Annotated in this window: 9 protein-coding genes; 1 reads left to right on the top strand and 8 read right to left on the bottom strand. The window is 54.3% G+C overall.

Going from position 1 to position 9586, the window contains the following annotated elements; genetic code table 11:
• Window positions 1-54 precede the first annotated feature (54 nt).
• The gene (locus NI000_RS35700; RefSeq protein ID WP_253416035.1) at window positions 55-1131 is read right to left on the bottom strand and encodes a bifunctional 3-deoxy-7-phosphoheptulonate synthase/chorismate mutase; all 1077 of its coding nucleotides are present in this window, start codon (window positions 1129-1131) and stop codon (window positions 55-57) included.
• Between the two features lie 677 nt (window positions 1132-1808).
• On the opposite strand from NI000_RS35700, the gene NI000_RS35695 reads away from it, so the two are divergent.
• Window positions 1809-3242 (top strand): MFS transporter, encoded by a 1434-nt coding sequence (locus tag NI000_RS35695; RefSeq protein WP_253416034.1) that lies wholly within the window; start codon window positions 1809-1811, stop codon window positions 3240-3242.
• 62 nt (window positions 3243-3304) lie between these two features.
• On the opposite strand, the gene lpdD is transcribed toward NI000_RS35695, so the two are convergent.
• The 7 genes from lpdD to NI000_RS35665 all read right to left on the bottom strand — a co-directional run bounded on the left by lpdD (window position 3305) and on the right by NI000_RS35665 (window position 9484).
• The gene (gene lpdD, locus NI000_RS35690; RefSeq protein ID WP_253416033.1) at window positions 3305-3670 is read right to left on the bottom strand and encodes a prenylated flavin chaperone LpdD; all 366 of its coding nucleotides are present in this window, start codon (window positions 3668-3670) and stop codon (window positions 3305-3307) included.
• 103 nt (window positions 3671-3773) lie between these two features.
• On the bottom strand, window positions 3774-3899 hold the full coding sequence (locus NI000_RS36885; RefSeq protein ID WP_272948123.1) for a hypothetical protein: 126 nt from the start codon (window positions 3897-3899) through the stop codon (window positions 3774-3776).
• Entirely contained in the window at window positions 3896-5392 is a 1497-nt protein-coding gene (locus NI000_RS35685; protein ID WP_253416032.1) for a serine hydrolase domain-containing protein, read from the bottom strand. The genes NI000_RS36885 and NI000_RS35685 overlap by 4 nt, the downstream gene beginning before the upstream one ends.
• Window positions 5393-5438: 46 nt before the next feature.
• Window positions 5439-6788, bottom strand: a complete 1350-nt coding sequence (locus NI000_RS35680) for an FtsX-like permease family protein (protein ID WP_253416031.1) — start codon at window positions 6786-6788, stop codon at window positions 5439-5441.
• Complete coding sequence (locus NI000_RS35675) at window positions 6763-7539, bottom strand: ABC transporter ATP-binding protein (RefSeq protein ID WP_253416030.1); 777 nt, start codon at window positions 7537-7539, stop codon at window positions 6763-6765. Before NI000_RS35675 ends, NI000_RS35680 begins: the two co-directional genes overlap by 26 nt.
• Before the next feature lie 110 nt (window positions 7540-7649).
• Entirely contained in the window at window positions 7650-8753 is a 1104-nt protein-coding gene (locus tag NI000_RS35670; RefSeq protein WP_253416029.1) for a sensor histidine kinase, read from the bottom strand.
• Complete coding sequence (locus tag NI000_RS35665) at window positions 8750-9484, bottom strand: response regulator transcription factor (RefSeq protein ID WP_253416028.1); 735 nt, start codon at window positions 9482-9484, stop codon at window positions 8750-8752. Before NI000_RS35665 ends, NI000_RS35670 begins: the two co-directional genes overlap by 4 nt.
• Window positions 9485-9586: the final 102 nt, after the last annotated feature.

The following is a 9586-nucleotide window of genomic DNA, read 5'->3' as shown; positions in this document are numbered from 1 at the left end:
AGAAAAAACCGTCCGGACATCTCCAGACGGTTTTACTATGCCAATCGATATCATCTACCCAAGAAGGCCGGACTCCCGCACCTGGGCATAAAAATTCCCGAATTCCTCGATATTGAGCTGCTGGGCGGCATCGGACAATGCCGTGGACGGATCCGGATGCACCTCGACCATGACCCCGTCGGCACCGGCAGCTAAAGCCGCTTTAGCGCATGGGGCAAGAATGTCTTTGCGTCCTGTCGAGTGCGTGACGTCGACAAGCACCGGCAGATGGCTTTCCTGCTTCAGGATCGGCACGGCGGAAATATCGAGCGTATTGCGGGTCGCCTTTTCGTACGTGCGAATGCCGCGTTCGATGAGCATGACCTGCGTGTTGCCGCGGGCCAAAATATACTCGGCCGCATGAAGGAATTCGTCGATCGTCGCCGCCAGCCCGCGCTTCAGCAGAATCGGCTTACGCACCTCGCCTGCCGCTTTCAGCAGCTCGAAGTTTTGCATATTGCGAGCGCCGATCTGAATGACGTCGATATACTCGCATGCGAGCTCCACATGAGCGGGATCTACGATTTCGCTGATCGTTTTCAGACCGAATTCGTCGCCGACTTCCTTCAATATTTTGAGCCCTTCGATGCCCAGCCCCTGAAAATCATAAGGGGAAGTTCTCGGCTTAAAAGCTCCTCCGCGCAGCACGGTAATGCCCGCCTGCTTCAGCGCCGCGGCTACCGTCCGCGTCTGATCGTAGCTCTCTACGGAGCAAGGTCCTGCAATCAGAACGGGGCTTCCTCCGCCGACCTTCACATCGTCGCCCAACGTAACGACGGTATCTTCCTTTTGCTTCTTCCGGCTGACCAGAAGCTGCTTCTTATGATCGGTTACCTGAAGATTCAGCGAAGCCTGGAAAATTTGCTTGAACAGGTGCCGGATCGTATCGTCGGTAAAAGGCCCTTTGTTGCTGGCTACCAGCTCCGTCAGCATTTCCTTCTCCCGTACGGGGTCGAATTTCGGAATGCCTTGCTTCTCCTTGATGTTCCCGATTTCCTGGGCAATCTGGGCGCGTTCCGACAACAGCTCCAGAAGCTGGCGGTTCGTTTCGTCCAATTTTTGGCGTAAAGGCTCTAAACTTGGTTGGTTCATTTCTCATCCGCTCCTTGAATTGTTTTTTGTTGGAACATAAAAAAGGCCCCCCGTCGCAAGGGACGAGGAGCCGTGGTACCACCCTTATTAGAAGTGCGCTCCCTTCGCCAAACGAACCGGAGTGCTCTTCTCACTTTCTATCCTTTAACGCAGGACCCTCGGGTAACCCTACAAGAAGCCTTGTCGATTCAGGCCGCTCATCAGGCACCAGCTCCGGAGTGAACTTCAGCGCAGTGCTTCGTCGGGTGCTCTCAGTCGCCGGCACACCGTCCCTGGCAAGAAGCGTTCTTCGCTTACTCTCTCCTTCATTGCTTGTCAGAACATTCAGTTGATTTAATTAAGATGCATTTTATAACGAAACAAGCATGAAATACAAGCACATGATTTAAAGCATTTTTGCTTTATAGCAGCAAAGTGTTTTCGGGGTTGGACAATACGGAATTTCCGCTAACTCCACGGGTTTGCTTGAAAATCCGCTTAAAAATCGCAGGAAAGTCATTGACATTCCAATTAAATATAAGTAGTATTATAAAATACTACTAATAACAAAGGAGGCTTAATCATGCACATGCTGTTGTTTTAAATTTTTATTAAGAAGACGTTTGATAGCATTTTTTTGTCTTATTATTAGTAGTATCTATGAATACTACTTAAATCATTTCAAAGGAGATTCATCTATGATTCAGGCAAATGTTAATGCTTCCCAACCGCTGGAAGCGAAAAGATGGTGGGCCTTATCCGTTTTGCTGCTGGGCACGTTTATGGTTATTCTCGACTCGTTTATTGTCAATGTCGCCATCCCGTCGATCCAAAGCCAGCTTCAAGCCTCGTCTACCCAAATCCAGTTTATCGTTGCCGCGTACGTTCTCAGCTATGCGGTGCTGCTCATCCCGGGGGCGCGGATCGGCGATTGGATCGGCAGGAAAAAAAGCTTCATTCTCGGCATGATCCTGTTTGTCGCGGCGTCGGCTTTGTGCGGTATCGCGACGGGAGCGCCGTTCCTGATATTCTCGCGCGTAATTCAAGGGATCGGCGCAGCGGTCCTGATCCCGCAAGTGCTGTCCATCATCCATGTCATCTTCCCTCCGGAGGAAAAGGGCAAAGCGATCGGTCTCTACGGTGCGGTTAGCGGTCTGGGATTAATCGCCGGACAGATCGTCGGCGGCATGCTGCTCTACTTCGATGCGCTCGGATTGGGATGGCGCAGCGTCTTTTTGATCAATATTCCAATCGGTCTACTGGCCGTTCTGCTGATCATCCCCTTAGTCCGGGAAAACCGTTCCAGCGACAAAAAGAATATCGACGTATGGGGGATCGTCCTCCTGACATGCAGCTTACTGCTGTGCATTTATCCTATGGTTGTCGGAAGGGAAGCCGGTTGGCCCCTTTGGGTATATGTCAGCTTTCTGGGAGGCATTGCGTTTCTTCTCGTGTTCATTTGGCATGAGAAAAAGCTGCTTCGCAGCGGGAAATCCCCGCTCATCCCGGTCGCCATCTTCCAGGAAAGATCGTTTACCGTCGGCGTATTGGCGCTTATCGCTTTCCAGTTAGGGAATTCGGGCTTTTTTCTCACCGTCTCGATCACGCTGCAGGATGGGCTGATGCTGTCTCCCATGCAATCCGCCGCGGCCTTTATGCCGATCGGCATCGCCTTCTTCGCCGCTTCCTTGCTGGCTCCGAAATGGATGAATCGCGCAGGGACGGCCGTTCTCAAGTGGGGCACATGGCTCATGGCCGCCGGTTATGCCGCCGTGATTTGGTTCATAAACGCAGGCGGCGCGGTGCTTGATTGGCTGCCGCTGCTGATTCCGTTTCTGTTGATCGGATTGGGTCAAGGGCTCGTCGCGTCTCCTCTGATGAAGACGATCTTGTCGGGCATTCCCAGCCAGTATGCAGGCTCCGCCTCCGGCGTGCTCACGACCTGCATGCAGACCGCCAACGTTCTCGGGGTCGCGGTCATCGGCACGATTTTCTTCTCCTTCCTGACCGGACACGGAACAGAGCCGTACCTGCACGCCTTCGTCATCGCTCTCGCGTGCAGCATTGCCTTAAGCATCGTAACGTTCTTGTACATTCTGGGTTTGCAAAACCGGCAAAAGGCGGCCGCCTGATGATCAGGCGCGCTCCTCGACCCTCGCCTCATGGTGGAGATCATATTTGATGAACAGAGCCGTCACAGCTTCAACTGTGCGGCTCCGTTGTCATGGATGCAGCTTTCGAGAGCGGCCTTCATCTTCTCATGGACGAGTGCGATAATTTGCGCAATATCCTGCTTCGTCGCGTGATCGATGTGGATTCCCATAATCACGACAGCACGATGGCGCAGCTTCGATGCTGCGATTTCGGCCAATTCCTTGACCAGCTCGCCTTCCCTGTGCCCGGGCACGGATATCGTCTCCGACCGGACCTCCCCTTCGTGCCGGTAAGCGCAGGCGACCGCGCCCACATGCGCTTCTCCCCCGGTGATCAGAAACACATAATCGTTTCCCGCCCGATACGAATCGATTCGAATCCCGTAGTCATTACCGTTATTTTCCACTTTCCTGTACCCCCTCGGATACATGAATCCTACTCCGTATCGTTTCGGAAAGCTATGAGCCGGATCACGAAGAAAGGAACAACCTTCCCAGAAACAGGACAATCTATGAAAACAAAGCCCGGATCATGTCCATTAACGGTCGTCCGTTCACAAACGGAGCGTGGAGCAGCAAGCTGACGATGGCTGTGGTCATCGCGGCGGCGGCAAGATTCTCCAACACCTTCATCATCCGGTCACCCTCCTCACGGCAGATCGCTTTCTCCCTAAGCCGCTGCGGAGGAGCAGAACGATCTTGATCGCTCCCAGCCCCAGCAACACGATGGGGATGAACAAGAGCGCGTGTCCCGCGCCGGGAAAAAACAGCGTGACGACCGGCCAGGGAGCCGGGTCCAGCTTAGGAAAATAAATCAATACCGCCAAAGGAAGCAGCACGTTCAGGAACAGGATAGACACGGCATGCACGGTTACCCGCAGCGGCGTCGCCCTGAATTTCGTTTTCCAGGTCCACAAGCCGTAGACGGACCTGAGGATCAAAGCGAGAATGACCGCCATGATCAGATCCAGGATCACGTAGGATTTCGTATAATCGGGCAATTCGGCTACCGAGCGTTCCTGGCCGTGAACAATTCCGTTAAGTCCCGAAACGATGCCGTCGTAGGATGAGAGAAAATCGTAGGCGTTGATCAGCAGGACGATGCCGTAATCCCCATCCATCGCCATAAACGAATACGTATTTTCCGTAATGCCGTTATGAAAAATGACGCTATTGTTGACACTCCACCCCATGCCGTAAAATAAGCCGTCTGCAATCGATGCCCCAGGCTCGTGCATTTGCCGAACGCCTTGCTCGGACAGGACGGTCCGGGCTTGGAAACGGCCCCCGTTCAGCTGAGCGATTAAGTAATTCGACATGTCTTCGGCGCTGGAGATCAAGTAGCCTGACGCGACGGTCGCCTCGTGATTCAATTGCTTGGTCGGGACCATGTAGCCGAAAACGGGCTGATATCCGGCTGCCAGACCGTCGTTCCGGGCTTGCTCCGGATCGGCGTAGCTGTGGTTCATCGCCAGCGGCTTGAAAATATGGTCGCTCACATATTGGGTGTACGGCTTTCCGGAGACCGCTTGGACGATCCCGCCAAGAATATTGTAGTTTATATTCGAATATTCATAACCCGAGCCTGCGGGCTTGGCAAGCGGCGTATCTTTCAGTTCCCGGACATGCTGCTCGATCGGCTTGTCCCCTTCTACCATTCCTTTACGGCCGGCATAGATGGAAAATCCGCTGGTTTGATTCAATAAGTGGCGTACGGTTATTTTGGATGAAGCTGCCTCATCGGCGGTTCGAAAGTATGGCAAATACCGCTGCACCGGCGCATCAAGCTCAATTTTCCCTGCCTCTACCTGTTGCATAACCGCCAAGGCGGTAAACGACTTGCTGGTGGAACCGAGGACAAAAGGCGTCTGCGGCGTGACAGGCGCTTGGTCAGGGCCCGAGATGCCGTAGCCCTTCAGGTAGACGGTCCGGTCTCCCTTGACGATCCCCAAGGCCGCGCCCGGAATGTGAAGCCTGCCCATGGCCGCTTCGACGTAGGCATCGATTTTGGCAGGATCGATCTGAAACGTTTTCGCTTCGGCCCTGGCCGACAGCGGGGACAAGATCAATCCAGCAATAATTATATTTAAAAGAAAAATATGGAAATATTTTGTGTAAAAAGTTTTCATCTCGTCTTGTCTCCTTCGTTCAGTCCTTCAGTTTGTCTATGTTCCCTTACGAAGCTGCGCCGCGCAGCACGCTTTTCATATAACCTCTGCACGCGACGACAAAGTAAACCGTCTGCATGGCCATATATACGCCGATGACGACGAACGAATAAAGCCAATTGGATAAATGAAGCAGATTATCCAGTGCTTTCATCGCAACCAGTGCGTGGGCAATGCCGATCAGACAGGGCGCGAAGAACATGACGCCAACCTGCGGAACGACGATTGCGCGAATCTCGTCCAAGGTGATGCCGATTCGGGTCAAAGCCTTGAATTGCGCCCGGTCTTCCTGCAGCTCCGTAAACAGCTTGAAATACATCATGCTGCCGGACGCGATAAAGAACAGCAGGCTGATGAAGAGACCGATGAACATCGTCAGGGCGATCACTTCTTTAACATTGTCGTATTGCGTCTTCAGGTCCTGGTATTGCCCCGCGACCGCAAGCATATACACCGCGCTGGAAGCCGTTAAAATAACCGCGCTCAAAATCGATACGATGAACAACACGCGGGCGTTGTCTTTCATTTTGTAGCCAAGCTGGGCATAGACGAGCATATTCGTTCTGTTGTAGTAGATGCCGGTGCGCTTCCGGATCAGCCGCAGAAACAGAAAGCTGAACTGTGTAAACAAAAGATACGTGCCGAGGACCACCGTAAGCAGAATCAGCAGCACTTTCAGATCAAAATAAGCCTCGTTCAACGTCAGCGCCAAGCTGTAGCCCGTCCCCAGACAAACCACCGCAAGCAGCGCAAGCCAGCGCGAATAGACGAGCTGCCCTTTCGGCCTGCGCGAAGCTTTAAGCCGATCGGCGATTTCCGTACGGCTCATTCGCAGCGTCGTCCATAGCGAAATCAGCGTGAACAGCAGGAAGAAGCCCCCTGCGGTAACCCACACCGCTTGCTGCGGGATGGCAAACGGGATCGTATCGCTCATCCCGAGCAGCACGCCAAGCCCCATAAAGAACAGCTTGCTGAACAGGATGCCAAGCCCGATCCCCGCTCCGATGGATAGCGCCGCAATCGCCGCGTTCTCGTACAATACAAGCTTGCGGAGCTGCGCGCGGGTCATCCCGAACAGCGAGAACAGGCCGAACTCCTGCTGGCGCGTCTTCAGAAACGCGGAGTTGGAATACAGCACGAACAGGAACGAGAAGATGACAATGACATATTCGCAGAACACCATGCCCTGTCGGACTTTTGCCGCAGCCACGAGCCGGCCGCTTGCCACCTCGGGATGAGCAAGAAACGCGGCATAGATGTAGAAAATCATGACGGAAAACACGCTGCTCATAAAAAACGCGCCGTATGACCGCCAATTGCCGCGGATGTTGCTAAGCGCGAGCGAGCGAAACGTCATCGAAATTCCCTCCCAGCACGCTGAGCGCGTCCAAGATTTGTTGGAAAAACACTTGCCGGCTCGTACCTCGCCGCAATTCCGAGAACAGCTTGCCGTCTTTAATAAACACGATGCGCCGGCAGTAGCTGGCCGAGAAAGGATCGTGCGTGACCATCAGAACAGTCGCCTGGAAGTGCTCGTTCATCTCCTGAAGCGCATCCATGACATCCTTGGCCGCCTTCGAATCGAGGTTACCAGTCAGCTCGTCGGCCAGCAGCAGAGACGGTTTGTGAATGAGTGCCCGCGCAATCGCCGCACGCTGCTTCTGCCCACCGGACACCTCATACGGGCGCTTGCCGAGCAGCACGGCGATTTGCAGTCTCTCGACAAGCGGCTCCAGCCGCTGCTCGATCAGGTTCGGAGCCATCCCTTCCAGAACGAGGGGCAAAATTATATTTTCCTTGATCGACAAAGTATCGAGCAGATTGAAATCTTGAAACACGAAGCCAAGCTCGCGCCGCCGGAATAACGCCAGCTTCTTGTCGCTCAGCGCTGCCGGGTCGGCCCCGTTGATCTCGATGCGCCCCGACGTCGGGCGGTCAATCGTCGCCAGCAGATTCAGCAGCGTCGTCTTCCCGCTTCCCGACGGCCCCATGACGCCGACAAACTCACCCGCTTCGATCGTCAAATCAATATCCTCCAACGCTTGATAAAAGATATTTCCAGGGGAGCTGTACGTTTTGCCGAGTCCCTGTGCTCTTAGTACATTCATCGTTTGTTCGGTTCCTCCTTCGTTGCTGTCTTTGATGTCTATAGCGCTAGTATAGCTCGAAGGAGACGCCGGTCCCATCGATTTGCATGACATTGTACCTTACAAACTTGTCACCTGGAGCGCCTGTTATGTTCTCCCTTGTCACCTAGCGCATGAATGCTCCGCGGTTGAAAGAAAACGGTAAACGTCGTTCCCTCGCCCAGCTTCGACTCCACGGTCAACCGGTGTCCGAGTCCGCTGCATACCTGCTTTGCCAAATAAAGTCCCATGCCGGTCGACTCTCCGGCCTCCCGTCCGTTCTCTCCGGTGAAGAACGGGTCGAAGACTCGCAGCAGATCGTGGGGCACAATACCGATCCCCTCGTCCGTCACGCTCAGCTTGCTGCCCCCGTCCGCACCCGGCTCCAATCGGAAAACAAGCTTCTTGGCTCCCGGCTTCCCCTTGCTGTATTTGATCGCATTGCTCACAAACTGATTCAGGACGACCGTCATCCATTTTCCGTCCGTTTCCACCCACGCTTCCCCTTCGATCTGCGGAAAGATCGAGTGCCGGATACAGAGCCGCTTATGCGCATTCATGGTGGTGCGAACCAGCTCGTGAAGCGCTGTTTGCCGGAAATGGAGATCCATTCGAAACTTATCGAGACGCGCCGTATTCAGCATCAGATCAAGCCCTCTCGTCATGCGTTCGGCTTCCTCCTGCAGGCTGAGCGCAAGCTGCTTTTGCTCCTCTTCGGTAACAGGCAGCTGGGTTAAGGTATCCTGCACCAGCAGATCGATAACGGATACGGGGGTTTTCATGTGATGCACCCATTGCAGCACAAAATGGTTGTGCTGCTCCTGTTGGCGGCGGTATTGCCCAAGCTCGTTCAAATAAGCGCTGTGCTGCTCCTGCAGCAAACGCATGACAAGCCGCTGCTCGCTCGTAACCGCGGACTGGATGACCGCGGAGGCCTGCAGGTCGCCGGACCTCTCCACCGCATGCTTCAACTGCTTGTAATACGCTCTTTGGCGAATGTAATCAACGGCAAGCCACACGCCGGCAACAAATAATCCGAGGATGACAAAATAAGAGATTGTGCCCGTCCCAATCCCCTCCGGATGGCGTGCCCGCTCCAGCAGCATCAGCCCGGCGCCGAGTCCGATCAGAAGTAGGCATACAAGCGCATAAACGAGCCGATCGCGCAAAAACATAGCGGCCGACGCCCCTCTCATGCGTCCAATCCCTCCTGCTGGTCGCCCAAGAGAAGCATATAGCCTTGGCCGCGCACCGTTTCGATGGCCTTCGGCAGTCCCAGCTCCTCCAGCTTTTTCCGAAGCCTGGTCACATTGACCGTCAGCGTATTGTCATCGACAAACTGCACATCGTCCCACAGCGCCTCCAGCAGCTGCTCCCGGGAGACGATCCGCCCCGGCTGCCGCATGAAGCATTCCGCCAGTAGCCGCTCGTTCTTCGTCAGCATCGCTTTCCGCATCTGCCATACCAGCTCGCCCCGTCCGAGGTGCAGCCGCAAGCCCTGTGCGTTCAGCTCCGCTTCCGGAGCTCCCGTAGCCGTGCCGTCATGTCCGGCAGCAGCATATTCCCCGTAGACTCTTCGGAGCACCCCCTTAATCTTCGCCATGAGAAGATCCAACGGGATCGGTTTCGTAATATAGTCATCGCCGCCGTTCTCAATCGCCATGACTTGATCCATCTCCCCGGCCCGCGCGGAGATGAAGATGATCGGCACGCTGGAGCGCGTGCGAATTTGTCTGCACCAGTAATAGCCGTCAAAATACGGCAGGTTAATATCCAGCAGCACCAGATGCGGCGCGTAGGCTTCCAGCTCCGGCATCAGCTCGCGGAATTGCGTCGCGCATGCCGCTTCAAAGCCGTATTTCTCCATATTTTTTTTCAGGACGGCCCCGATTTTGTCGTCGTCTTCTATGATGTAAATGCGATACATAGTGATTCCTCCCAAGTTTTCAACAGACACTACCAAGATAGCAGGATCGCCGCCGCCAAGCAATTTTTAATTTGGCACGAGTTCGATGTAAAATATTTGTAT

The sequence above is a fragment of the Paenibacillus tyrphae genome (assembly GCF_024158745.1).
GTDB lineage: Bacteria > Bacillota > Bacilli > Paenibacillales > NBRC-103111 > Paenibacillus_G > Paenibacillus_G tyrfis_A.
Note: the sequence above shows the minus strand (reverse complement) of the source record. Positions and strands in the feature narration are given on the sequence as shown.